The organism is Paenibacillus sp. FSL R5-0766 (genome assembly GCF_037971845.1).
GTDB lineage: Bacteria > Bacillota > Bacilli > Paenibacillales > Paenibacillaceae > Paenibacillus.
In genome coordinates, this window is the sequence record NZ_CP150227.1 from 1,064,100 (window position 1) to 1,088,436 (window position 24,337).

The window sequence follows — 24,337 nt, forward strand, 5'->3', positions numbered from 1 at the left end:
CACCAGTTTATTGTGGGTCCCGTCATCTATATACAGAACAGGAAACGATTCAATCCGTGTTGTATCCTGAACTGGAGGTTCCGCTTCAGCATTTGTTCAGGCTAAGCTCGCACGACATTAATATATAAACAGATCAAAAGCTTGTCCCTCGATTGATGAGGGGCAAGCTTTTGTTGTGATATGCTTTTGGAGGAAACATCACCGTTTTAACGAAGTTGAACATTAATTAAGATACATCTTCACCAGGTTAAGCAGCTCTTGTTCCGTGACATGGCCCTCCCACACGGAGACGGTATATCCATAGGTCTGACCTGTTTTTGCATCCTGGTCCACCCAGTTTATTCCTGAAGGAGAGCCATCAGAGTCCTTTGTAAAGATCATTTCAGTGCCCTTCACGGTAAACTTTTCTTTGATCAGATCAAGTTGATCGTCCCAGTAGGAGGTAGCTGTTCCATGTCCTACACCGTAATTTACAGTCGTCACCGCTATTTTTTTATCCCCCTGCTTGTAAAAGCTGCGGATATGGCGGAAATCGTCAGCGAATTCAATCGGCATCATTGCATAGTCCGCATTGGACGCCAGGGCTTTCTGGCGTAGTTTCTCTGCAATATCGGCCTCTTCTTCCGAGGTCAGGGGTTTCACATCCGTGATCGGTGACATGAAGGCTTCGGCCCATTCAAACGTGTAATCCCCTTCGATTTTATCCAATAGCTTAATATCTGAGTTGTTAACCTTTTTACGAAGGTCTGCTGCATTTTGGAAAATAAAAGGGGTAAAACGCATATCCAATTGATGGTCAGGGTTGTGTGATGCGACATAAATGAGCATGGCGGTTCCTTTATCCAACTTATCATAAGCCTGATTTGCTATGCTGATCCGCTTGCGTTCTTCGTCTGAATAATTGGCTATAGCAGGAGCCTCTGATATTGATTTTTCCTGATAGACGACCTCTCCATGACTGTTCTTCAATGAATGATACTTCACTGCTGCAAAACCAGACGATACCGTCAGCAGCATGCCAGCCAGCACCAATAAACTCACTTTATATTTCACGTAGAATCTCTCCTTTGGTTTGGATTCAGATTGTAGCCTGTGCATCACGCTACTCGTCAGATCCGTCTTGAAATTCGGTGTGTTATGAAAAAGTTCTCTCAGATCCTGATCGTTGTTGTACTCCGTTTTCACGGGGATCATCTCCTTTCGCCAGTGCGTAATAGGTACGGAATTTGGCTGCGGTACGCTCATATTTTTTCCGCAGACTTGGACTGTTCCGCTGAAGAATCTGACTAATCTCCTCATAGCTTTTATCCTCCACACATCTTAGAATCAACAGATTGCGTTCCTCAGCGGATAATCTCGACATCGCCTTCAGCACATATTCATCGAAATAGTTCGCTTCAATTGCCAGATCCACATGTGCATTCTCCTGATCTTTGCGGTAGAAGAGGGGAAGGTATCTTGTTAGCTTTCGTTTGCGTATGACATCAATGCACTGGTTATAGGCGATTTTGTATAGCCAGGCTTCCAGGGATAGGTCGGGTTTAAACTTGTCAAGTGAGCGATAGGCTTTGAGAAATACCTCTTGTCCACTGTCCTCAGCCTCTGTGCGGTGTCCCAGCATGTGATAACAGTAGCGAAAGATCGGTTTTTCATATCGTTGCACAATGATCTCGAATTTCTCTGTCCGCCCTTTTAGCACCTCAACAACGATCTGATGTATGTATGAATAATCCATTGGTTTAGTTTCACCCCCTTACACTCCTTACTACGTATCACCTATCAGCGAATGTGACAGTTGAGTATAAATAGATAGATACAGCTGTATGAAAAATGACACGCCCGCCAAATTTTCACGTATTACCGGATAACTTTTCTTTTTCTCCCACCGATGGTTCCACATAAACGGATCAATTTCCAGAGGTTACAAAATCGGTTCCACGTTGTCCCTGAAAATATGAAATGGGATAAGCCCAAACCACGTATATTATGAGTATCCCAATATCCAATCATATCCACCTGAGAGCGTTAACATCATGTACAATAAGAATAAGTTGAACAGGAAAATTACGACATGAAGCACCAATATATAACATGAAAGGAGGTCGGATGATTGAACATGATCAAGTACATAAAATTATTGGGATTAATCCTCGGTATTGTGGCTGTGAATGTTTTGGCATTCTCACCCGGCTTCATCGGGCTGAATTTCGAGGAGGGTGCATTCACAACTGCACTATCCGTTACCCTTCTGTTTGGCAGTGCAATGGCACTCCTATATGGGAGTTACACCTTGCTGTTCAGACAACCGGTAGTCCTGCCCGTGAAGCATATTGAAACGCATGAAGATTATGTGGAAGCCTTATCTTTTTATAGACGCATTAAAGTGCTCGAAGAAGATATTACGCTGGGGTTGTCCCAACTTAGTCGAATGAAAAAGAAAAAAGAAACCCTCCTGAATGTGCTTCATCAACGGTTTGATCCAGGAGAACTGAGCTACAAGAAATTTGCTTCGGTCACACTGGAAGTGGAGAAGCTGTTATACCTGAACATCCGCAGTGTGTTGAACCGGTTGAATGTATTTGATGAAGCTGACTATGCCAACATGATGAAATCCAAATCCTCCACACTTCCCCAGAAGCTTTTTCAGGAAAAAACCAAGGTATACAACGATTATCTGTCTTATGTGAAAAATGCATTACACACCAATGAGGAAATCTTGCTCAAGCTCGATCAGTTGTTACTGGAGATTTCACGCCTCGACAGCTTTGAAGCCGGAGATATTGAACAGATGCCTTGTATGCAGGAGATTGATCAGTTAATCAAGCACACCAAATTATACAGACAGTGAGGGGTTGCTCGTATGGCCAAGAAGGGAAAGTTTTTTTTCATATCAATCGTGATGCTGGTACTCGTATTTGGTCTGGTCTATGCAGGAATTACACTAACATCGAACTTTGGCAAGTCGACCACACAGGTGAGCACAGAGAATGCAGGTAAGGAACTGGGGAAACTGTACGCGGACATTGCGCCAGCGACGGCGGAACCGGTCAAAGGACAGATTGATCTCGACCCGGTCGATGTGGCAGAATCACTGCCGGATATCTCCAAATTCGCAATTGCTGTAGAGAATACAACAAATGATTACGTCGAAATCTTCTCTTCCACAGAGAAGTCGGGCAGCGGGGTAGACGGCTGGTTAACCGAAGTGGGCGAGGAGTTCAACAAAGCTAATATTACCATTGGTGGAAAACAGGTGTCGGTCAAAATTCGCAACATTGCCTCTGGTACGGCCACCGATTATATCAAGTCTGGTAAGTATATGCCGGATGCATTCACACCTTCCAATGAACTATGGGGCGAGATGGTTGAGGCCAGTGGGGTGAAGACAGAGATGGTATCCGAGCGATTGGTCGGGAACGTTCCGGGTATTGTTATTTCCAAAGCGAAATATGATGCACTAGTTGATACGTACGGCTCCGTTAATGTAAAAACCGTAACCGAAGCCATTGCCAACAATGAACTCGCGATGGGATATACCGATCCATTTGCCAGCTCCACAGGACTTAATTTCCTGGTGACTGCACTGAATACGTATGACAGCGCCAACCCGCTTGGCGAGAAGGCCATTGAAGGGTTCGAAAAATTCCAGACGAATGTACCGTTTACAGCATCGACAACGATTCAGATGCGGGAAGCTGCCAAGTCAGGCAGACTGGATGCCTTTGTACTCGAATACCAGACGTATGTGAATACCGCTGATCTGAAGAGTGGATACGTTTTTACACCATTTGGTGTGAGACATGATAGCCCGCTGTATGCATTGGGACAATTGCCGCAGAACAAAAAGGAGATCATCCAGAAGTTTGCGGAATTCGTAACCCAGGCGAAGTACCAACAATCGGCGGAGGAGTTCGGTTTCAACGGGTTACAGGATTACAAATCCGAACTGGCTACTGTGGATGGCGGCACGTTGCTGTCTGCACAGAAAGTATGGAAAGAGAAGAAGAATGGCAGTAAACCTATTGCTGCCGTGTTCGTGACAGACGTGTCTGGAAGCATGGACGGCGAACCGCTTAACCGACTGAAGGAGTCTTTGCGCAAAGGTCAGAAGTACCTGGGCACCGAGAACAGTATTGGATTGGTTTCTTACTCCAGCGGGGTAACCGTGAACCTGCCGATTGCCAAGTATGATACGAACCAGCAGTCCATGTTTGTCGGAACAGTTGATAGTCTACAAGCTGGCGGCGGTACGGCGACCTTTGACGGGATCGTGGTAGCAATGAAGATGCTGGAAGATTATATGGCTGCTAATCCAAACGTGAAGCCGCTGATCTTTGTCCTGAGTGATGGCGAGACCAACGAAGGTCATACCCTGAAAGATATTCGGGATTTGGTTGAGACGTACAAAGTGCCAATCTATACGATTGGATACAACGCGGACATCAAGGCTTTGGAGAGTATCTCCAGCATTAACGAGGCTGCAAGCATCAATGCCGATACCGACGATGTCGTGTACAAGATTGGTAACCTGTTTAACGTACAGATGTAAATTTATTAACACGAAGACGTAGAGTGCAGAACCGATCTGAAGAAGCATAGCGTTCGCCTAAAAGCTTTCTGAAAGAAAGCTGCTTCGGAAGCATACGCTATCACCAGATTTCAACCGATTAATGAGGAAAATGAAGAAATCTGGGGATAACAGCGATCGGAGGATGGTACTGCAATCGGAGTCACTCGCGTGGAGTATCAATCATTTTACAGCACGTATCTAAAGGGGGAACTGTAGATGTCATTTTCAATGGAAATACCAAGCCAGAAGGAAATTCAGAAGGTGATCGAAGAAGAGGTGAAACCCGTGCCCGCCGAGGTCGCGGAGCTTCAACAAGTGGCAAATGCCAACGTAGAGATGATCATGACACTGGATCTCGAATCCCTGGAGAAGCGCAAAGAGATTTTGCAATCCATTGACGGCTTTGGCATGAACACGATGAGATCCTCTTCTGAGAAAAACGCCTTGCTTCAAGTCTCCGTTGGACATCTGTCCAAGACGGGAGACGAGGGCGGTCAGGTCGCCAAAGGTTTGACCGAGCTGCATATGCAACTGAAGGATCTCGACCCAAGCGTGGTCGACTTTGCCAAGACTGGTTTCCTCGGGAAATTGTTCAATCCGCTTCGCGCCTATTTCCTGAAATACCAGAAGGCGGATGCAGTTATTGCTGACATCGTAACTTCTTTGGATAAAGGCAGATCCACCCTGCGTAACGATAATACAACCTTGGAGATTGAACAGCAGAACCTGCGGGAACTCACCAAACGACTGCAAAAGGAGATTCAGCTTGGCGTGCTCATGGATGAGTCCATCGATGCGCAGATTGAAGCCGCCAAGGTCCGCAATGAGGACCCCGAGAAAGTTCGTTTTATTACGGAAGAAGTATTGTTCCCGCTCCGTCAGCGGGTCATGGATCTGCAGCAGATGCTGGTTGTGAACCAGCAGGGCATCATGGCGATTGAAGTGGTGATCCGCAACAACAAGGAACTGATCCGAGGCGTAGACCGGGCGAAGAATGTAACGATCTCGGCATTGAAGATTGCCGTTACAGTAGCGAGTGCTTTGTATAATCAGAAGATTGTATTGCAGAAGATTGAGTTGCTGAACCAGACAACCAACGATCTGATCGCCGGAACATCCAAGATGCTCAAGGATCAGGGGATTGCCATTCAGAAGCAAGCATATGAGGCTAGCATCTCCGTGGATACGATGAAACAGGCGTTTACCGATGTGTTGTCAGCACTCGATTCAATCAGTCTTTATAAGCAGGAAGCTCTGCCAAGAATGCGTGAGACGATTAACCAGTTCCGTGAACTCGCGGATACCGGCGAGCAGCAGATTCAGCGGTTGGAGAAAGGGCAGAAGCTGGGGCTGTGATCAGGAGAGTGCAATAAATTTTACGTATTAGATTGTTATCATAATTCATAATTAGAAAAAGCAACCGTTTTTCATTAAATATGAGGAACGGTCGCTTTTTGGGCTTCTTTGAAGATTGGTACTAATGTAGATACCCGATATTCCGTGCATAAGGGTATATCTGCTGCTCGTATTGGTCAAGTAGAACGCCAGCCGCACGTACTTTGGCACGACCTTGTTGCAGTATCTTAGAATTCACTTTGTTTTTAGAAACGGCTTGTTTGTACAACAGGTATCCTTCCAGCTGAAGGTAGCTTCCCTTGACATAATAGGCATGTATTTTCTTAAGTTCAGGATTGGAAGGTTTGATTTGTTTTAACATGGAGACCGTTTTTGTATAATTAGGGATCACCGTATTCGTAAGTTTGAGGTACATGGACTTGCGATTGGTTGAATTCACCTCACCTCCCACACTACCCAACGTGTCGATTGCTTTATTCTCATAAGGTACCAGACGAGATATTTGTTCAAGGTATTTTTCGAATTCCTTTTGAGCTTTAGTGAGCTCCTGTTCGGCATCATCTAATTCTAATTCGTCCATAAGTTCTTCGTGCAAATAATCATCTTCACTATAACTCTGATCTGAATATGTAGAGGTTGCTACTTTGGCTGCATTGGCAGAAGCGGCTGGAGAGAGAAACACTCCGCCAAGCAAAACAAAACTGGTAATCAATGATATAATCCACGACTTCTTCAAATGTAATGTCATCCTCCTTTTGTTTGTATTCCAATGGATAATCTAACATATCAATACCAGAAAATTACAGGAATGTCTTTACAAAATTATGGTGATAAACCTTTCTTAAAATCCCTCTCAATGACGATGCTGTATGGTGTATGACGATTTGAATGTTCAGTCTTTCAACACGACATTGTCAGGCCTGTAATGAATGATCTTGAACAATTCCTCAGCCATGTAGGCGGGGCTGTGCTTGAAGTCTTGTCTGATCCACTCCATGATCATGCCGAATATCGCATGAGACTGGTAACTTGCCAGCAGTTCATGGTTAATGTGCTGCGGGAAGATGTGGTTCAGATCCTGTAAGGCCAGATCCCGAAGAACATCACAGATCATACGCTGGAAGTTGGAGGAGGCCGCCTCAGATTTCACAACCAATGTGTAGAATTGAGCATGTTGGTGCACATGCTCAAATATAGTGATCGCCGAAGAGGGCATCAGATTGACTTGGAACTCTTCCTCATCCTGATAAGGTTTACGAAAAGAAGTCACCAGATCCTGAATTACATCATCGATAATCTCGTTGAACAGGTCTTCTTTGTACTGATAATGCCTGTAGAAAGTTCCCCGATTCAGGTCGGCTCGCTGCACAATATCCGTAATTGAAATTTCTTTAAAGGAATGTTTCTGCATCAAATGGATGAGTGCATCCTTCAGTGCAGCTTTTGATTTCTTGATTCTTCGGTCCATCGAATTCGGAGTTTCAGACATCTATTTTCCTCCTCGCGAGTTCACTTTATTAATTAAAGTACATTCGGGCTTATTAGTGTTGTTTAACGTACAACTGGACAAGCTTTTACTGATTGAAGTGAAACGCTATGACTTATTATACTAAGGATAGGAGTTAATGAACATTTGTTTGTTAACTTATTGTAAACGAATACACAAAGGAGGATACATGGAATGAAACTTCAAGATAAAGTTGCAGTTGTTACAGGTGCTGGTTCAGGTATGGGGAAAGCAATTGCCACGTTGTATGCTCAAGAAGGCGCGAAAGTCGTCGTATCGGATATTAACGAAGAATCCGCACAAGCGGTAGTGAATGATATTAAAGCCCAGGGTGGAGAAGCGATTGTCGTTCTGGCCAATGTAGCCAAAGAAGAAGATGTGCAAAATCTGATCGATACGACGGTGAGCACATATGGTACAGTAGATATTCTAATTAACAATGCGGGAATTATGGATGGCATGGAGCCGGCAGCTGATATAACGGATGAGAAGTGGGAGAGATTGTTTACTGTGAACACAACCAGTGTGATGCGGACAACACGTAAGGTATTGCCGATCTTCCTGGAAAAACAAAAAGGTGTTATCGTGAACATTGCTTCGGCAGGGGGCCTACACGGCGGACGTGCAGGAGCAGCCTATACGGCGTCCAAACATGCGGTCGTGGGCTTCACCAAAAATACAGGGTACATGTATGCTGAGCAAGGCATTCGCTGTAATGCGATCGCTCCAGGCGCTGTGGCAACCAATATCAGCTCCTCCATGACAGGTATTAGCCATTTCGGTGCAGGGAGGCAACAGCTTGGGATGGCAATCAACCCACGCATCGGGACGAGCGAAGAGATCGCCAAAGTGGCTTTGTTCCTTGGATCTGACGAGTCCAGCTTCGTGAACGGAACTGTCGTTACAGCAGATGCTGGCTGGAGCTCTTATTAATCTATTCAAGTGCAGTCGAGCATGGAGTACGGAAATAGTGTGTGAATTAAGGAAGCCGCATAATTATAAGCGGCTTCCTTTTTTTGCACCTATGCACCTACGTACGGTGGATAACAGCATCATATTCCGTGTAGGACAAACGTTTGCATTACTACACGGAAACCCGAAATGAATCAATCTGAGGGTGGCCTTGGTTTGGAAAAGAGTGAGGATTCACGCACGATCAGACGATGGGGGATAATGACCGGATTATGAAGCTGTGGTTCCCCATTAAGAATTTTTAACAGTACCTGAACGGCTGTATAACCAAGCTGATAAGTCCCGATGTCGATAGAGCTTAGGGGTGGAGAAGCCAGTTCCGATAATGCAATATTGTTAAAACTGACCACACTGATATCTTCAGGCACCAGATAATGAAGCTCGGCAAGAGCTCTCAATACCCCAAAGGCCACGTTGTCATCGATGACAACAATTGCTGTGGGTCTGTCCGGCAAGGACATGAACAGCGACATCGCTCTGAATCCACTTTCCTGTAGAAATTCACCTTCCACAATCCAGTCACTATCCGCATCCAGCCCGGCTTGGGCAAGCGCTTTTTGGTATCCTAACATGCGATCATGCGATAACGTAATGTCCGGAGGACCACTGACAAATCCGATTCGAGTATGTCCCTGAGCAATCAGATGATGAGTCGCATCATAAGCGGTCTGCACATTATCGTTATCCACCATGGGGGCATTTGGATGAGCTTCACTGCGACCGATTAACACAAAAGGAAACTTTTCCGCTTCCAGAAATGAAATGATGGGATCATCTCGTTTGGACCCAAGCAACAGAATACCATCCACTCTGCGGCCATGCACAAGGCGGGATATCGCATGCAGTTCATTGTCTGATGATGTTTCGGTTGTTAGCAGCAATTCATAATTCATACGGGTGGCATGTGTAATAATACCTCGCAGCAGTTCCCCGAAAAAGTAATTCTGAAACAACTCTTCTGCAGGACGCGGAAGCATAATCCCAAGGGTATGTGTTGTTTTGGAAACCAGGCTCTTTGCGATGATGTTGGGATGGTAGTTTAATTCTTTCATGATTTGCTTCACTTTGAGAGATGTCTTGGTGCTGATTCTGGGATGGTTGGAAATCACCCGTGACACTGTAGAAGGGGAAACACCCGCCAATTTGGCAATATCCTTGATCGTAATCATGTAAAAAATCCCTTCTGAACAATCGTATAAATATTCTCCTATGGTAATCCAAAGGATACGAGAAATCAATTGCTAACTGCCGAGTAAGGGATGCTCATGAAGTAAAATTAAGGAAGAAAGAGTCAGAACAAGGAAACAGGAAATTACTGTAGGTAGAAGAAAGAAAATGGTTAAAATTGAGCAAATATGGCTTGTGCAAACGTTTGTGCAAATAAAGTTCGTTATTGTATGATGTGATTGTTATTGTAGCGCTTACATCAGTGGGTTTACATACTTCTTGACTTTTTTACCCCTACATATTGAACGGAGAGGTCATCTTGTCTTCCATTTGAGCAAACGTTTGTACAAAAGGGTGAAAAGCGCGAACTTTGTTGGACCAAGCAGAGGGAAGGGGACATTTTACATGAGAAAATGGCAAGGGGCAACATTGTCCGTCATGATGGCTTTTACACTGGCTGCGTGCGGGGCTGGAGGCGCAAGCACATCTCCAACTACGGCTGGTGAGAATCCAGAGGAGGTTGTTCAACTGACAGCCGAGAACCTTCAGCCGGAAGAAGGGGCAACCCTGGTGATCTGGGAGGATAAAAATCAAAGCAGCTTTATTGAGCAAAGGGTCAAAAAATTCGAAGAAAAATATGGGGTAACGGTCAAAATGGAGGAATTACCTCCAACCGACCAGGTAACCAAGCTGACGACGGATGGTCCAGCGGGTCTGGCGGCAGATGTGGTTGTTTTCCCGCATGATAAGATTGGTAGCGCTTCAGAGGCGGGACTTATTCTGCCCAATGACATATTCGAAGCAGAGACCGTAGAGAACACCAGCGACAACGCGCTGAAGGCAGTGACGTTCAAGGATATCCTGTACGGCTATCCGTACAGCGTGGAGACTTACGCCCTTTTCTATAACAAGGCACTCTATCCAGAAGCTCCGAAAAACTTCGATGAGATTATCAGTTTCGCCAAGACATTCAATAATGTGAAGTCCAATCAGTATGCGCTGATGTGGGAATTGCAGCAATTTTACTATAACTATGCGTTCCTGGCTTCGCAGGGCGGTTATATTTTTGGAGACAACGGGATGGATAGCGCGGATCTCGGTCTGAATAACGAAGGAGCCCAGAAAGGTGGACAGTTCTTGCAGACGCTGAAGTCGGAAGTACTGCCGCTCAAGATGGGTGACGTGAACTATGATATCAAAAAAGGATTATTCTCCAGCGGAAAACTCGCTATGGACATTAATGGTCCGTGGACCATTGCCGATTATCGCAATGCAGGTATTGATTTTGGCGTTGCTCCGCTTCCGGCAATCGATGGCAAACCGATGACCTCATTCTCAGGTGTTAAAGCCTATTATGTGAATGCATTTACGCAATACCCAAATGCGTCGAAGCTCTTGGCAGCGTTCCTTTCCAATGAAGAAGCTCAGATGGAGAACTTTGACCTGAACGGTACACTTCCTGCGAACAAAAACGTAGCTGCTGATCCGAAATTGCAAGAGGACTCAATCAACAAGGCATTCCTGGAACAGTTCAACAACTCAACACCAATGCCTTCGCTTCCTGCCATGGACAGCGTATGGGGACCAATCACTTCGGCCATTACGGATATCTGGGATACCGATAAGGACGTGAAGGCATCGCTGGACAATGCCGTGAAACAGATCCAGGAAAGCCTTGCTACCGTCCAATAGGGACGAACGACGAATTCGAAGATATGCATAAGAGCTGCATAATTGAACTTCATATTTACACAAAAACGGAGAGGACAGAAGGAAGCTGAAGAAGTGAAACTAAAAGCTTTCTGAAAGAAAGCTACTTCGGAAGCATACGCTCGCCTTTATCACCGGATTTTCCCAATTAGAAAAGGGATCGAAAAAAATCTGGGGATAACAGCGATCGGAAGCTTATTCTGTCATCGGAGTGGTCAGTGTAAGTACACTTTTGTTCAATGTATTCAGGTTAGCAATAGGCAGGGAGGAGAGAGCGAATGCAACAGCAGCATGTCCCGGTGCCCGTTGGACCGAACAGGGAAAGACAGCACCGGATGACAGCGGCCATATGTTCCATCATACTGCAAGGTCTTGGACAGCTGTACAATCGACAATGGATTAAGGGGATTTGTCTACTGTTACTGGAGGGGGCAGGGCTTGCGTACCTGCTTCCTCGCCTGTCACAGGCCGTATGGGGCATATGGACACTGGGGGAAAATACACAGCGTTTTGTCAAAGTGAATGGGTCTACCGTACTTCAAAGGGGAGACCATTCCATCTTTTTGCTGCTTGATGGCATTATCGTACTGCTGGTGTTTTTTGTGTTTATCCTGATCTACATTCTGAATATTCGGGATGCGTACGTCACGGGACTTGCGAGGGAGGAAGGCAAGCAGACCCTGGGCGCAGCGGCTTCGCTTCGGAACATGATGGACAAAAACTTTCCGTATCTGTTCCTGTCCATCCCGGCACTGGGTATTCTTTTCTTCACCGTTATGCCCATCCTGTTTACGATCACAATTGCATTTACGAACTATTCGGCCCCGGATCATATTCCGCCAGCCAAACTCGTGGACTGGGTGGGCTTCAAGACGTTCAGTGATCTGATTCAATTGAAATCCTGGAGCCAGACATTTTACGGCGTGCTCACTTGGACGGTCATCTGGGCCATTCTGGCTACAGTCACCACCTATTTTGGTGGCGTACTTGTAGCACTGTTGATTGAACAGCGGGGCATCCGCTTCAAAAAGCTGTGGCGGACGATCTTTATCCTACCTTATGCGATCCCACAGATCATCTCCTTGCTGCTCATGCGTAATCTGTTCAATGGTCAGTTTGGTCCGATCAATACGTACATGAGAGCATTTGGGCTGGAGGGATTACCCTGGCTGACAGATCCGTTCTGGGCTAAAGTCACCGTCATTGTCGTTAACATGTGGATCGGTATTCCGGTCAGTATGGTGCTGATTCTGGGTGTATTGACGGCCATCCCTCGTGATCTTTACGAGGCTGCCGAAGTGGACGGAGCATCCGCGTTTCAGAAATTCCGGATCATTACGATACCGTTCATTCTTTTTGCCACAACTCCGGTACTCATCATGCAGTTCGCCGGAAACTTCAACAACTTCAATGTCATCTTCCTGCTGACCAACGGGAATCCATTGCGGGGAGACTACCAGTACGCAGGGGCCACGGATCTGCTGGTGACCTGGCTCTACAAGCTCACGCTTGACAATAACAAATTCAACATGGCTTCAGCGGTAGGCATTATCATCTTCCTCATTATCGCTTCATTCTCTATCTGGAACTTCCGCCGCTCCAAATCATTCAAGGAGGAGGACATGATTCAATGAAGACACGTAATAATCCGCTGCGTTTGGCCCTGAGTTATGTGCTGTTGCTGATCATCGCCGTTGTCTCCATCTATCCGGTGCTCTGGATCTTTCTCTCTTCTCTGAGACCTGGCGCGGCATTGTTTAGTGAACGGTTATGGCCAGAAGCATTCACGCTTACCCATTACGGGGAACTGTTCAATAACCCGTCTTTTATGTACGGCAGATGGTATATGAATACGCTGAAAATTGCCTTTTTCACGATGATCTTCTCCACGTTGATGGTGACACTCGGGATGTATGCCCTGTCCCGCTTCCGCTTCCGTGGACGTAAAACGATTCTCTCCACCATGCTAATCCTCGGCATGTTCCCGAGTTTCATGAGCATGATTGCCATCTATATCATTTTGCTGCAAATTAAATTGCTCGACACCCACGCTGCGCTTATCCTGGTCTATTCATCAGGGGCGGTCCTGGGCGGATTTATCGTCAAAGGTTTCTTTGATACGATTCCCCGCAGTCTGGACGAAGCAGCCCGCATGGATGGTGCAAGTCACCTGCGTGTATTCACCAGCATCATCCTGCCTTTATCCAAGCCGATGCTGACTTATGTGGCACTAACCAGTTTCACCGGTGCGTGGATGGACTTTATCTTCGCCCGGCTGGTGCTGCGGACGAAAGAGAACTGGACGCTTGCGGTGGGTATGTGGGATCTGGTCAACCGTTATCAGGACAGTAACTTTACGATGTTTGCTGCGGGGGCGGTACTGATCGCTATTCCAATTACCCTGCTGTTTGTTTTCCTGCAACGATTCCTGGTTCAGGGTCTGACGGCAGGAGCTTCGAAAGGGTAATCCTGTGCCATAACAGCATAGTTAGCCGCGATCCCTGCGGCACTCAACCAGGCACTTCCGTGATGTCATGTCTTTGTCGACTGGCAAAGCTACGGAAGTGCCTGGTTCTGTATGGGCTCGAATCATGATTAGGGAGGAACGTGATTTATGGGCATGAACCCGTCCAGTGAGCCCGAGATTATGGGATACCAAGATGGACAAGCTGCATTGCATAATACTAAAGCTCCACCAACACTTTGGCGTAATGTTACCTTTAGGAGGATATTGTACGGCTACGGCATCTCGGTCTTCGGGGATTGCTTCAATGGGATTGCGATCAGCTTGTGGGTGTTACAGACCACAGGCAGTGCAAAGAGCATGGCGGCCGTACAGATCTGCAATATGGCTGTCAGTTTTCTGTTTGGATCGGTGGCGGGTACGGTTGCAGACCGATTGGATCGCAGGAAGCTGATGCTGGCCTCGGATGTATTCCGCGGTGTGATGGCTGTGCTGATTGCGATTAGCCTGTTCGGTTGGCATGCTCCGTTTCCGGTGGTGCTTCTGTTGCTTTCACTCTCCATGTTTTCAAGCCTGTTTCAGGCCCCTGCATTCCACGCCTCTGTAGCAAGTATGGTGGGCAGAGAACATATTCAACAAGCCACCGGAACCATTCATATGGTGGATAATCTTGCCCGAATCAGCGGACTAGCAGCAGCTGGGGTTGCTGTTGCTGCATTTGGCGGATTCGTTGCCATATTAATTACAGGGGCAACCTTTCTGTTGTCCGCAGTCTGTGTGCTGATGGCGGGCCGCTTTCCTGAGGTACAGCGATCCGTTAGTCAGCAGACCACGTTTGCTCAGGAGTGGCGCAGTTCGTTTGGCTACATCTATCGGAATCGTCTGATTCGATCCATTGTATTGCTCAATCCGGTGCTGATCTTATTTTTCATGTCAGCCATGATGCTGGTTCAAGTAATGGCGGTCAAGGTATGGGAGGCTAATCCGGTGCAGTTTGGATTAATTGAGACCTGTATTCCGCTGGGATATATGATTGGCTCTGCGCTGTTGATTGCTTCGGGAAAACGATTGAAGCGAAGAGGGAGATGGGTATTTATCGGTCTGATTGTATTAGGGCCACTTTATATTTTTTTGGCGAATGTATCCTCCCCAATTATGGCGTTACCGTTCATCGTGGGCGGAGGTGCGATGTTCGCGTGCTGTACAATGCTCACCCAGATTATGCTGAGGACAGCCGTTCCAGACGAGCTGCAAGGAAGAGTCTATGGCGTAGTTGGAACAATCACCAGTACAGCGCCTATTCTGGGATTGACGGTTGTCTCCGTATTGGCAGATCAATGGGGGGCAGCCTCTGTGCTGCAAGGCGTGGGCATATTACTGCTGGCAACAGGTATTCTGGCTGCTACAACATTGAAGTCGATTCGAACCTATCAATGACATGTATGATACATCAAAATGATATGAATTGAACCCACATGTACACATTCAACAGAGAGAGGATAGAAGCAATCTAAGCAACTTCGCTAGGTACAGCAAAACCCGGAGCATACGCTGCGTTAGCGTAACTCCGGGTTAGCTTGTGGACTGGATATTCTATTGCCAGTTTACATTTACTGTGGCTGTACCGCTGGTTGGTGTGGTGAACGTGTGGTTGGAACCACCTTCCCACGTAATGGTTGCCCCATTTTTTTTGAAAAATTTGAACTCCAGTTGTTTCCCGGCAGGCACGCTCACATCATAGTACCAAGTTGGGTAGGCATGGATAACCTGATTGAAAGCAGGACCAATAGCTGTTGTGCCCGTACTCCAGTTGCCCAGTTCTGCCACGTTACCTGTCAGATAGATGTTCTGACCCAGTGTGGTGGACGCATTGTTAATGACAAATCGTACAGTGACCTGATCACCCGTAAGGAGGGTAAAGTTGTTATACGCATTGCTGTTGACGCCGTTGGCAGCTACTTTCACAGCATAATTGCCTGCGGCAACAGCTGGAATCGTCACTTTGATCTGTGTATCTTCCCAGGATGTGATCGCAGCACCGGTAACGGCTGTTGTACCGAAGTATACGGTACCTTTGGTGGAGCCGAATCCACGTCCGCTAATGGTAACGACATTACCCGGTTTGCCCATCACCGGACCTACATGTCCGATCGTTGGTGTAGTTTCGCTCGTTGTATATTGCCATACCGCTGTTGCTCCGGCTGCCAGTGTGAAGGAAGAGACGTTGCCATTGGTGGAAGTGATGTTATTACCGTTCAGTGCGCCGCCCAGTACATCGGTGTAGTTGCCTGTTGGCAGTGAAGTGCTTAGATTCGCAATGCTTGCTGGTGTCGAGAGATTACGGTTCACCGCAACAACAGCTACACTTTTGCCAAATTTGCGCTCATAAACGTACACATCATTATTGATCCAGCGTTGCTGAGTGGAGCCATAGGCAATCGCCGGATTGGATTTGCGCAGAGGGGCCAGCTTGCTGATCACGTTGAAGGCAGTGGTTGTTTTGGAGAAGGAAGGCATTTTGGCCCGATTATCAGGGTCCCCGTTACCCGTCAGATACTGCTCGGTACCATAATAGATGGCAGGTACGCCGCGTGAAGTCAGCGTGAAGGCCAGCGCTTGTTCCAGACGACGATTGTTCACGGCACTTGTTTTGAACCGATCCATATCATGGTTGTCGATGAACGTAACTTGATCATTCACCTGATTGTAATCTGCCGCTGTGCCTGTAATCATCGAATCCAGAGCATGCATGTTGGAAGTGTTATCCCGGAAGACATCACGTACGGCAGAGTTAAAGCGGAAATCAAGCAGGCTCATCCCGGATTCATTAGCAAATTCCGTGTTATCCGCATCGGATGCAGCAGATCCCAGGAACCATTCACCAAAGGTGAATACAGGTTTATGTGCATAGATGGAGGACATCCAACTCTTTTGCCAGCCGAGAGGCATATGTTTCACTGCATCCACGCGAATGCCATCCACGCCCATATCAAGCCATAGCTTGATCGCATCTTTGAAATATTGATCAATGGTACTGTTATTGTGATTCAGATCAGCGAGGTCATAGAGGTTTTTGTAGATACCATTCTCCAGGGAGGAAAAATCGGAGCCGCCGTTGTGATGGAAGTAACCATTCGTATCGTTCGTATATCCGCCAACAAGATTACCATTATCGTATAACTTGCCATTCTCAGCAAAGGACGTATCGGTTTCCATGGCAGGAGACGTGTGGTTTGGTGCAAAGTCAATTACGATCTTGATACCTTTGGCATGAGCAGTCGTAATCAGATTTTGAAAGTCAGCCATCGTTCCGAAATACGGATTGGTCTTCTTGAAATCACGTGCCCAGTAACCATGATACGCTGTGTTGATCACGCCGCCGTAGTTGATTGTGGCGAAGATATTTTCGACCGGTTGGGAGATCCACAAGGCCGTAACGCCCAGATCGCTAAAATAGTTATCGTTGATTTTGTTGATCAAACCCTGCCAGTCGCCTCCGCAATACAACTTCAGGTTACTACAAGTGGCATCGTAGGCAGCGCCGGTAGGATTGTTGGAAGGATTGCCGTCCAGGAAGCGGTCCGTAAAGATCTGATAGATAACATCTGTACTAAAGTTTTGCTTGTTGGTAACCGCGGTATCTGCATCGGCATAGATGGCAGAAGCAGGCAGATAGGGAAGTGCGCCCCCTGCAAGTAAACTGAGTGTCAGTGTTGTGCTGAGGAGTACACGTTTGGCCATTTGAAACATAGTAATCCACCCTTCTCGTAAATGTAGTAGTTTAGATAAACAACCAACCTGGATCTTGAATAACAGCGCTTTCAATACAGCGGGATGTTACGCAGTGGATTGAAGACTTCCCTCCTTTTGACACGCCAACAACCCCGGCATCTCCTTCGGGAGTTACCGGGGTTGTCCTAAACCGCTCAGGTTTAAAAGCATGGCCCTCGAGTTATGATCACAACGCTATCGTAAGAAATATTGGATCTTATGTCAATAACTTTTTTGAGAGCATTTATTTTCTATTTTTATGTTTACAAAAGCATGTCTGGGGATTTAAACTATTCGCAGATTCACAATATAAGGGCTATGTATCCCGGAACACTTACGTGTGTTCTGGGACAACCCCGTCTCTTCTGAGGCGGGGTTATTTGTATTATGCAGTCGAATCGGGAGAAGAGAGGCGGTTGATGATCGTTGAGTACCCATTCTGTCATCGAATGTTTGGAAGGCATTCAGGCGTCGCGGCTGGGCAATATCCGCAACATTTATGTGTACCTCCCGCCCGGTTATCATGAGCAGACAGTTCGGCATTATCCGGTTCTGTACGTTCATGCGGGGCAACGGGCTTTTGGTCCATCCGGTCCAGGCAATGAAACATGGAATATGGACCAGGCAGCAGACGGTCTTATTTCCTCCGGGCAGATTGAATCACTGATTATTGTCGGCATTACGCATGTTCGTCCAGTCACGCACAACGAATTCTACCACTTCATCGCTCCGGAGAGAGAGGCCGTGAGTGTGGGGTGCTCAGGCATCGCCTATGAACATTTCATCATTCATGAGCTCAAGCCGATCATTGATCATCGTTACCGGACATTGCCAGACAAGCAGAATACCGGGCTGTTAGGTTCATCTGCCGCGGCGCTTTGTACATTGCACATGGGGATGCGAAATCCGGATGTTTTTGGAAAACTGATCATGATGTCGCCATTCTATGTGGATGTGCAGCTGGACGAAACATCGGAAAGCGGGCTGTTGGAAGAAAATATGTATCGCTTGCCAGAAGAGGTACCCGACGTTCGGATGTGGATGGATATTGGAGACACGGAAGGTCTGTTTCTGCCTTCCCAGGTCAGAAGAGTAGCTCATCAATTACTTGAACGCGGAGTAGGATCGTGTGAGGAATTGGCATTTCTGGAACAGCAGGGTGCCTGTCATCAGGAAGGTGACTGGGGAGCACGCGTTCACCTCCCGTTACTGTACATGTTCGGCCACGTGGATAAGCCCTCCTCGCTCGAACTGCTTGGAAGGGATGTCATCGGACTAGAGGGTGGAATGACCGTGTGTATCAATGCACAAATGCACTACGAGAGTGGATTGGTTCAGAGTCTGCTGCATGGGAATTATACTTCGAGTGACCCGAATATACTTCAGGTGCATGCGAGTGGAGAGTTGGTTCCTGTCGGTATTGGAAATGCATCCATCACGCTGACTGTTGGGGAACTGTCTGCTACACGCATCTATACGGTCATTCCTGAATTGTCCACTCATGTGGAGGTCTGCATTCGTGCAGAGGTAGCTCCCGACGAAGACTCGGAGGAAACGATATATGGTGGTATGGGCATGAAGCTTGTTCGTTCTGGTAAAGGTCGATATGAAGGTAGTTACCGAGTCCCGCGTGATAGTGGTTTCTCCTTCCGATTTACTCGCGGTTTTCGTCGTTTCGAGACCGATGTAGATGGCAAACCTATTGCCAATCGGGTATTTCGAGCGACAGATGATATGTCTGTGCATTACCTAATCCAATCCTGGGGCAGTACGTCAGCCAAAACGGGAACAGGAGGCCCAAAATGATCATTCCTTCATTCGCTCCAGTGCTGGACATTCCCTATTATTATCCCTGCAATTTTCCTCTGATTCATGAAGTGCTCCATCGACAAGGATCCATCACAAGTCTGGCACTGCTGGCGGCAAGTCGGTTGTACAGCCTTCCTTCGTGCGGGGATAACGGACTGGTGAAGCCTTATTTTCACAAACTGGATTATGTAGAGCCCATCTGGGAGATGTATGGTCAGCGACAGCTGGACAGCTTCGAGGAAGGCAAGACGCAGATCCGGCAGTATATTGGCGAAGGTGGGCTTTTTTTGGCTACAGGGACCAGTTATCATCTGCCTTACTGTGAGGATTATCAGAATCCCGAGTACATTCGCAAACATGTGAAACAGGGCTCCCGACTACATCTGGTAGACCATTGGATTGCCGTATATGGTTTGGAAGATGAGCATGTTCACGTCTACGATCCCGTGCCCTCCAAGTATAAGGGAAAGGTTGCTCAAAGGGCCTTTCATGACTTCTGGAAAGGAAATCAAAGCATCCCTGAGCTTGCTCAGGCCAAGCGCAAAGAAGAACTCCGAACGTTTGGCACCATGGACATTCGGGCGACTGTGAAGCTTGACTCTGCGGGTTACCGCGAAATGTTGACCCAAGCGCTGACAACTCAGATTGAAGAATTTCTTACAGGCAGTACGATTACACAAGAAGAGCGCAATTATTATTTTGGACATGCGGTATCGCTGCAACTGTTACATGCACTGCATGAGGCGAATGAAGGGGAGCAGGGCAATGAAATGCTGATATCCGGTCTGCTGTTTGATATGCGATGGAGTCGATATTTTCTTCGAGATCTTCTTCAGGAGTCTGCCTTATGGCTCGGTTCTCCACTTGATCAATATGCGAGAGAATTTAGCGAAATTATCGTACGTTGGGAGAAGGCCTACAATATGCTTCAGGTCAGTCGGATAAAGCAGCGTAAGCACTGGAAAGTACAGCTAACAGGTGTAATTAAAATGTTGGTCACGGATGAATGGCACTGGTATGAGTCACTTCGGCACTCCATACCTCAGGCAGATTGCTTCCCGCGCCAGGCTGTGTCGATGATCGGACAAGAACACAGGGAGGATTTGCTCCGTATCGTATTGGATAGTTGTCGGGAGTTAAACGCGTACCATAATACAACGATTCCACTTGGTGAGGGTGGTAACGCTCCACTGTACGGACGAAGTGGGCAACTGGATTCGCTGGAACTCGTGTCATTGCTTGCAGTGGTAGAGCAGGGAATCGAAGATCGATGGGGGACGGGGATGGGAGCCGCACTGGCCGAGATGGCTGCTGCTTCCATGCCGGAAAGCCCATATCAGACCGTGGGTTCACTTGTTGATTATCTCGCACAGCAATGGGCGCCTGACCGTGAGGAGGATGCAAGATGTTGAACCAATTTTTGCTTGAACGATTCGCGGAGCAGGGGCAGCAACCTGCGCTGATTTGGAAAGATCAGGAGTACAGCTATCGGTGGCTGCTGGAACAGGTTGGCATTATGGGTGAGTGGATTACAGCAGAAGGGCTGACTGGGCAACTTGTAACGCTGGAGGAAGACTATTCCCCCTATGCGGCGGCAGCATTGGTTGCTTTGCTCGGACAAGGGTGTATCGTGCTTCCCATGGATCGGTACCTGGTTGAAGCCAAACGAGAGGAATATATCCAACTGGCACAGGTGAAATGGCGTTTGGGCGTTGAAGAAGGCAAGTTGTGCATTCGGCAAACGTGTGAATTATCTGGAGAGGTTCCTGTATTGTTATCCTCGCTGGCACAGGAAGGCGTAGGGGGACTGGTACTCTTTTCATCCGGATCAACCGGAGTGAGTAAAGCGACTGTGCATCGTGCAGATCGACTGTTACATGGTTTTCGGCGGCAGGTTCGGCCTTTGCGAACGATTCCATTCATGATGTTTGATCATATCGGTGGTGTGAATACCATGCTGCAATCCCTGTCCAGTGGGGGGTGTCTGTGTATCATTGCGGATCGATCTCCCGAAGAAGTGTGCCGAACGATTGAGAAGTTTCGTGTGCAGGCTCTTCCGGTCTCTCCAACATTCATGAATCTGTTGCTGCTGGGTAGAAATGATGAGGGGTATGATCTATCCAGTCTCGAAGTTGTGTCATACGGATCGGAAGTGATGCCTGAATCCGTACTGGCAGCATGGAACCGGAGATTTCCACAACTAAGGACGATACAAGCCTATGGCATGTCTGAACTGGGCATTCTGCCAACTCGCTCCAAAGAGCCAGGCTCATTGCTGTTTTCCATTCAAGATGAAGGGGTCAAGTACCGGGTAGTGGAAGGAGAATTGCAGATTCATACAGCAACAGCGATGATTGGATATCTGAATGCACCATCACCCTTTACAGAGGATGGGTGGCTGCGAACAGGTGATGAAGCTGTGCTGGAAGAGGGGTATATTCGAATTCTGGGACGTCGTTCCGAGATCATTAATGTAGGGGGACGGAAAGTATATCCTGCCGAGGTCGAGGGTGTTCTGGAAGAGATGGAATGTATTGAAGCGGCCGTAGTTTCGGGAGAACAGAGTGGCATCACTGGTCAGAGGGTGAAGGTGACCATCCGGCTGGCTACAGAATGTACTCTCACCGATCTGCGGCGATCCATCTGGGAATATTGTCGGGACAAGCTGCCTTCATACAAGATTCCGCAGAAAATCGTAATTACACAGGGAGCGCTTGTAAGTTCAAGAATGAAGAAAATACGAAAACCGATGACTTCGGCACCCTTCGCCTCGGCTGGGAAATAGGTCGCTGCTTCGAAGAGTTTCACCTTGCTTGAATCGCTATCGAACCCTAAACATCGTATTGATGGGATAAACAAGAAAAGTAAAAACCTAACGAATCTCAGTAACGTTATTGCTTCAAAAATACGGCTTCTGGTCTCGAAAATCGACGTATTGGACAAAATAAGGTCTCTCTGATTCGTTAGGCATTTAACCCGCGTATAATGAAGCGAATAAGGTGAGCTGGGTTCGTTAGAATATGACGTATAAGATACAGAAGAGGCTGTCCTTGGTCTGATATGCTACCCATACAGTAACAGGATTTTATTATTTTACCTGTCTACTTTATGGGGAGCATATCAGCTGGAGGACAGCCTTTTTGAAGTTATTTTCCCTTGTTAGCTGTATTTATCTCAGGCCTCAGCTGGTTGTTTAACCTCAAGTTGCATCAGGGAGAATCCGTATGCTTCCAGATCGAGGGTCAGTTTATTTTGCCGAGCTTCCACGGTGTTTGATGTGAACAGATTTCGCCAGACGTTACGATCTGCCAAAGGGAGTTCAAGGGTACACGGCTCATCACCCGCATTCAGCACAAGAAGCATGCGCTCTCCCGTCTGCGAATCCAATCGTTCGATGGCAAGACAAGGGTCTCCGGCTTTTGCATATACAATCTTCAGTTCCGTGCTGCGCAGGGCAGGGTGCTGTTTGCGAAGGGAAATCGTACGGGTGAAGAATTCCAGAAGCTCGCGATTCTGCTTGGTCTCATCCCACTCCATACACTTGCGGCAACCCGGATCATATCCCCCGTCAAGCCCCACTTCGTCTCCATAATAGATACATGGCACACCTGGATACGTAAGTAGTAACGTAACGGCAAGTTTCATCTTGCGCTCATCTCCATCACACAAGGACAGCAGTCTGGGTGTATCATGACTTCCAAGCAGATTGAAGGCGGCTTCCGTTACAGGCTGTGAATAGGCTGCAAGCAGTTTGCCGATCTCATTGGCGAATCCAAGTCCATCGAGCTTGCCATGCACCGTATAGTCCAATACCGAATTGGTAAACGGATAATTCATCACGGCATCGAACTGGTCTCCCTGAAGCCACATGAGCGAGTCATGCCAGATCTCACCAAGCAAATAGGCGTCAGGCTTGATGGCTTTTACCGTCTGACGGAATTCGCGCCAGAACTGATGATCCACCTCGTTGGCTACATCGAGCCTCCAGCCGTCAATGTCCATCTCCTCAATCCAGAAACGTCCTACCTCCAGCAGATATGCCTTCACTTCAGGGTGTTCCGTATTTAGCTTCGGCATGAGCGGTTCAAAGGCAAAAGTGTCATAAGTCGGTATGCCATCCTCCACACGTGGCGGCCAGTCCTTGATATAGAACCAATCTGCGTAGGGGGAAGAGGCTCCATTCTTCATGACATCGATAAAAGGAGGGAACTCTCTGCCGGAATGATTGAATACCGCATCCAGAACGACACGTATGCCGCGCTGATGACAGGCGTCCACGAACGCCTTGAACTGTTCATTGGTTCCGAAGTGAGGATCAACTTTCATGTAATCGCCTGTATTGTATTTGTGATTCGTCGTGGCCTCGAACAGCGGACAGAAGTAGATGGCATTGATGCCAAGCTGACTTATATGATCCAGATGATCCAGCACACCTTGGAGATCACCGCCGAAGAAGTTCACCGGTGTAGGTTCTCCTCCCCAGGGTTTTGCATTTTTGGGACTGATGGATGGATCGCCATTGGCATAACGTTCAGGGAAAATCTGATAAAACACAGCGTCCTTAACCCAGGCAGGCGGTTCAAAAATGTCGACTGGATTCATAAATGGAAAATCAAAAAATTCAAGTGGATGATCAGGCAGCGCCTGCTCGAATCCACGTTCTGTCATCCAGACTGATTCCTCTCCCTGAATCAGTTGGAATCCATACCGCAATCTGCGATAGGGAGGTGAAGTCTCAGCTTCCCAATAATCGAACATTTCATCCCGGGCAAAGATGTGCATAGGGATATGTGTGATCGTCCGATCCCAGGCATATTTGTCACCGGTAATGGCAATCACCGCATCCAGATCCCCACGTTTGGACCGAAGTCGGAGGTGCATGGTCGAGCGGTCATAAGCATAAGACCAATTGAGTTTGGGGCGGTGGTAGATGGCTTCAAGAATCATGTAAATCACTCCTCGTCAGATGATGAAATTCAGATAAAAGCGGCCATTAAACGCAAAAAAGGCA

General features: G+C 47.3%; 18 protein-coding genes. 11 read left to right on the forward strand and 7 right to left on the reverse strand.

From position 1 onward, the window contains the following. Window positions 1-222 precede the first annotated feature (222 nt). Complete coding sequence (locus MKY66_RS04815; RefSeq protein WP_083657209.1) at window positions 223-1,185, reverse strand: hypothetical protein; 963 nt, start codon at window positions 1,183-1,185, stop codon at window positions 223-225. Beyond that, window positions 1,136-1,735, reverse strand: coding sequence for a sigma-70 family RNA polymerase sigma factor (locus MKY66_RS04820; RefSeq protein ID WP_076213273.1), 600 nt, complete (start codon window positions 1,733-1,735; stop codon window positions 1,136-1,138). Before MKY66_RS04820 ends, MKY66_RS04815 begins: the two co-directional genes overlap by 50 nt. A gap of 381 nt (window positions 1,736-2,116) precedes the next feature. Between MKY66_RS04820 and MKY66_RS04825 the strand changes: the two genes are divergently transcribed. From MKY66_RS04825 to MKY66_RS04835, 3 genes are all read left to right on the forward strand, one after another. Beyond that, the gene (locus tag MKY66_RS04825) at window positions 2,117-2,848 is read left to right on the forward strand and encodes a hypothetical protein (protein ID WP_143760354.1); all 732 of its coding nucleotides are present in this window, start codon (window positions 2,117-2,119) and stop codon (window positions 2,846-2,848) included. 12 nt (window positions 2,849-2,860) lie between these two features. Further along, window positions 2,861-4,549 carry a VWA domain-containing protein gene (locus MKY66_RS04830; protein ID WP_076213278.1) on the forward strand — a complete coding sequence of 563 codons (1,689 nt, stop codon included), beginning with the start codon at window positions 2,861-2,863 and terminating at the stop codon, window positions 4,547-4,549. Between the two features lie 237 nt (window positions 4,550-4,786). After that, entirely contained in the window at window positions 4,787-5,926 is a 1,140-nt protein-coding gene (locus MKY66_RS04835) for a toxic anion resistance protein (RefSeq protein WP_017690481.1), read from the forward strand. Between the two features lie 121 nt (window positions 5,927-6,047). On the opposite strand, the gene MKY66_RS04840 is transcribed toward MKY66_RS04835, so the two are convergent. Beyond that, a complete protein-coding gene (locus MKY66_RS04840) occupies window positions 6,048-6,674 on the reverse strand; it encodes a hypothetical protein (protein ID WP_339806952.1) in 627 nt (208 codons plus the stop codon). Window positions 6,675-6,818: 144 nt separating this feature from the next. Continuing rightward, complete coding sequence (locus MKY66_RS04845; RefSeq protein WP_076213283.1) at window positions 6,819-7,415, reverse strand: TetR/AcrR family transcriptional regulator; 597 nt, start codon at window positions 7,413-7,415, stop codon at window positions 6,819-6,821. Window positions 7,416-7,607: 192 nt separating this feature from the next. Between MKY66_RS04845 and MKY66_RS04850 the strand changes: the two genes are divergently transcribed. Then, on the forward strand, window positions 7,608-8,366 hold the full coding sequence (locus MKY66_RS04850) for an SDR family oxidoreductase (RefSeq protein ID WP_076213286.1): 759 nt from the start codon (window positions 7,608-7,610) through the stop codon (window positions 8,364-8,366). Window positions 8,367-8,539: 173 nt separating this feature from the next. Here MKY66_RS04850 and MKY66_RS04855 read toward each other — a convergent pair whose 3' ends face one another. After that, window positions 8,540-9,574 carry a LacI family DNA-binding transcriptional regulator gene (locus MKY66_RS04855; RefSeq protein WP_076213288.1) on the reverse strand — a complete coding sequence of 345 codons (1,035 nt, stop codon included), beginning with the start codon at window positions 9,572-9,574 and terminating at the stop codon, window positions 8,540-8,542. Between the two features lie 403 nt (window positions 9,575-9,977). Here MKY66_RS04855 and MKY66_RS04860 point away from each other — a divergent pair, with 403 nt between their 5' ends. The 4 genes from MKY66_RS04860 to MKY66_RS04875 all read left to right on the forward strand — a co-directional run bounded on the left by MKY66_RS04860 (window position 9,978) and on the right by MKY66_RS04875 (window position 15,183). Further along, the gene (locus MKY66_RS04860) at window positions 9,978-11,264 is read left to right on the forward strand and encodes a maltose ABC transporter substrate-binding protein (protein WP_076213291.1); all 1,287 of its coding nucleotides are present in this window, start codon (window positions 9,978-9,980) and stop codon (window positions 11,262-11,264) included. Between the two features lie 296 nt (window positions 11,265-11,560). Then, window positions 11,561-12,916 (forward strand): sugar ABC transporter permease, encoded by a 1,356-nt coding sequence (locus MKY66_RS04865; protein WP_076213293.1) that lies wholly within the window; start codon window positions 11,561-11,563, stop codon window positions 12,914-12,916. Then, complete coding sequence (locus MKY66_RS04870; protein ID WP_017690474.1) at window positions 12,913-13,749, forward strand: sugar ABC transporter permease; 837 nt, start codon at window positions 12,913-12,915, stop codon at window positions 13,747-13,749. The genes MKY66_RS04865 and MKY66_RS04870 overlap by 4 nt, the downstream gene beginning before the upstream one ends. Window positions 13,750-13,896: 147 nt before the next feature. Further along, a complete protein-coding gene (locus MKY66_RS04875) occupies window positions 13,897-15,183 on the forward strand; it encodes an MFS transporter (RefSeq protein ID WP_083657210.1) in 1,287 nt (428 codons plus the stop codon). A 156-nt stretch (window positions 15,184-15,339) separates the two neighbouring features. Here MKY66_RS04875 and MKY66_RS04880 read toward each other — a convergent pair whose 3' ends face one another. Next, window positions 15,340-17,496, reverse strand: coding sequence for an alpha-amylase family glycosyl hydrolase (locus tag MKY66_RS04880; protein WP_143760347.1), 2,157 nt, complete (start codon window positions 17,494-17,496; stop codon window positions 15,340-15,342). 447 nt (window positions 17,497-17,943) lie between these two features. Here MKY66_RS04880 and MKY66_RS04885 point away from each other — a divergent pair, with 447 nt between their 5' ends. From MKY66_RS04885 to MKY66_RS04895, 3 genes are read left to right on the forward strand one after another with little or no spacing between them, the layout of a single operon-like run. Next, complete coding sequence (locus tag MKY66_RS04885; RefSeq protein ID WP_076213297.1) at window positions 17,944-19,323, forward strand: alpha/beta hydrolase-fold protein; 1,380 nt, start codon at window positions 17,944-17,946, stop codon at window positions 19,321-19,323. Beyond that, window positions 19,320-20,738: a hypothetical protein gene (locus tag MKY66_RS04890; protein WP_076213300.1), complete on the forward strand. Its 1,419-nt coding sequence runs from the start codon at window positions 19,320-19,322 to the stop codon at window positions 20,736-20,738. The genes MKY66_RS04885 and MKY66_RS04890 overlap by 4 nt, the downstream gene beginning before the upstream one ends. Further along, window positions 20,732-22,111 (forward strand): fatty acid--CoA ligase family protein, encoded by a 1,380-nt coding sequence (locus tag MKY66_RS04895; protein WP_076213302.1) that lies wholly within the window; start codon window positions 20,732-20,734, stop codon window positions 22,109-22,111. Before MKY66_RS04890 ends, MKY66_RS04895 begins: the two co-directional genes overlap by 7 nt. A gap of 389 nt (window positions 22,112-22,500) precedes the next feature. On the opposite strand, the gene MKY66_RS04900 is transcribed toward MKY66_RS04895, so the two are convergent. Beyond that, window positions 22,501-24,273, reverse strand: coding sequence for an alpha-glycosidase (locus MKY66_RS04900; RefSeq protein ID WP_076213305.1), 1,773 nt, complete (start codon window positions 24,271-24,273; stop codon window positions 22,501-22,503). Between the last annotated feature and the right edge of the window lie 64 nt (window positions 24,274-24,337).

What these genes read in the sequence shown, in the direction of transcription:
- MKY66_RS04875 (WP_083657210.1), top strand. Translation starts at nt 13,897, where the DNA reads ATGGGCATGAACCCGTCCAGTGAGCCCGAGATTATGGGATACCAAGAT.
- MKY66_RS04880 (WP_143760347.1), bottom strand. Translation starts at nt 17,496, where the DNA reads ATGTTTCAAATGGCCAAACGTGTACTCCTCAGCACAACACTGACACTC.
- MKY66_RS04840 (WP_339806952.1), bottom strand. Translation starts at nt 6,674, where the DNA reads ATGACATTACATTTGAAGAAGTCGTGGATTATATCATTGATTACCAGT.
- MKY66_RS04865 (WP_076213293.1), top strand. Translation starts at nt 11,561, where the DNA reads ATGCAACAGCAGCATGTCCCGGTGCCCGTTGGACCGAACAGGGAAAGA.
- MKY66_RS04870 (WP_017690474.1), top strand. Translation starts at nt 12,913, where the DNA reads ATGAAGACACGTAATAATCCGCTGCGTTTGGCCCTGAGTTATGTGCTG.
- MKY66_RS04835 (WP_017690481.1), top strand. Translation starts at nt 4,787, where the DNA reads ATGTCATTTTCAATGGAAATACCAAGCCAGAAGGAAATTCAGAAGGTG.
- MKY66_RS04820 (WP_076213273.1), bottom strand. Translation starts at nt 1,735, where the DNA reads ATGGATTATTCATACATACATCAGATCGTTGTTGAGGTGCTAAAAGGG.
- MKY66_RS04855 (WP_076213288.1), bottom strand. Translation starts at nt 9,574, where the DNA reads ATGATTACGATCAAGGATATTGCCAAATTGGCGGGTGTTTCCCCTTCT.
- MKY66_RS04850 (WP_076213286.1), top strand. Translation starts at nt 7,608, where the DNA reads ATGAAACTTCAAGATAAAGTTGCAGTTGTTACAGGTGCTGGTTCAGGT.
- MKY66_RS04890 (WP_076213300.1), top strand. Translation starts at nt 19,320, where the DNA reads ATGATCATTCCTTCATTCGCTCCAGTGCTGGACATTCCCTATTATTAT.
- MKY66_RS04895 (WP_076213302.1), top strand. Translation starts at nt 20,732, where the DNA reads ATGTTGAACCAATTTTTGCTTGAACGATTCGCGGAGCAGGGGCAGCAA.
- MKY66_RS04845 (WP_076213283.1), bottom strand. Translation starts at nt 7,415, where the DNA reads ATGTCTGAAACTCCGAATTCGATGGACCGAAGAATCAAGAAATCAAAA.
- MKY66_RS04830 (WP_076213278.1), top strand. Translation starts at nt 2,861, where the DNA reads ATGGCCAAGAAGGGAAAGTTTTTTTTCATATCAATCGTGATGCTGGTA.
- MKY66_RS04900 (WP_076213305.1), bottom strand. Translation starts at nt 24,273, where the DNA reads ATGATTCTTGAAGCCATCTACCACCGCCCCAAACTCAATTGGTCTTAT.
- MKY66_RS04860 (WP_076213291.1), top strand. Translation starts at nt 9,978, where the DNA reads ATGAGAAAATGGCAAGGGGCAACATTGTCCGTCATGATGGCTTTTACA.
- MKY66_RS04825 (WP_143760354.1), top strand. Translation starts at nt 2,117, where the DNA reads ATGATCAAGTACATAAAATTATTGGGATTAATCCTCGGTATTGTGGCT.